The sequence below is a fragment of the Paracoccus sp. S4493 genome (assembly GCF_000967735.1).
Lineage (GTDB): Bacteria > Pseudomonadota > Alphaproteobacteria > Rhodobacterales > Rhodobacteraceae > Paracoccus > Paracoccus marcusii.
Genome location: NZ_JXYF01000215.1, coordinates 1 through 957, shown reverse-complemented (window position 1 = coordinate 957; position 957 = coordinate 1). Strand labels below are relative to the sequence as shown.

The window sequence follows — 957 nt, the reverse complement described above, 5'->3', positions numbered from 1 at the left end:
GGAGGCCGAATGGATCACCAGCGACCGCGCATCGCCCAGGTTCGCCACATGGCTGAACAGCGACAGCGCATCGACCAGCTTGACCGCCGCCGCATAGCCGCCCCTGATCGCGAAGGTGAACAGCGCCCCGGCGCCCTTGGGATACAGCCGGCGCGCCGTCGCGTTCCACGGAGAGCTGTCCAGACCGGCATAGGTCACCCGCTCCACCCGGTCGTCGGCCTCCAGCCAGGCGGCGACCTTCTGCGCGTTGGCGACATGGCGTTCCATCCGCAGGCCAAGCGTCTCGATCCCCATCAGCGTGTAATGCGCGCCCTGCGGGTTCATGGTCATGCCCAGATCGCGCAGCCCGATGGCGATGCCGTGAAAGGTGAAGGCCATGTTGCCGAAGGTCTCGTGGAATTTCAGCCCGTGATAGGCGGGTTCCGGGGCCGACAGGCTGGGGAACTTGTCGCTGGCGGACCAGTCGAAGGTGCCGCTGTCCACGACCACGCCGCCGGTGACCGTGCCGTTGCCGGTCATGTATTTCGTCAGGCTGTGCACGACCAGCGTCGCGCCCATCTCGATCGGGCGGCACAGATAGGGGGTGGCCAGCGTGTTGTCGACGATCAGCGGGATCCCCGCCGCATCCGCGATGGCCGCGACCGCCGGGATGTCGGTGACCGACCCGCCGGGATTGCTGATCGATTCGCAGAAGACCGCGCGCGTGTCGTCGTCGATCGCCGCGCGCAGGGCCTCGGGGTCGTCGAAGTCGACGAACTTAGCCGACCATCCGAACCGCCGGATCGTGTGGCTGAACTGGGTCACGGTGCCGCCATAGAGCCGGGTCGAGGCCACGATGTTGCGCCTCGGCGCCATCAACGGAAACAGCGCCATGATCTGCGCCGCATGGCCCGACGAACAGCAGACTGCGCCCGCACCCCCCTCCAGCGCCGCGACGCGCGCCTGCAGGGCCGCGAC

The 957-nt window shown here is 68.1% G+C and carries 1 protein-coding gene; it reads right to left on the bottom strand.

The genetic code is table 11. From position 1 onward, the window contains the following. Window positions 1-957: aminotransferase class I/II-fold pyridoxal phosphate-dependent enzyme (locus TW83_RS16420; protein WP_045983861.1), on the bottom strand; the 957-nt coding region annotated here is incomplete at both ends.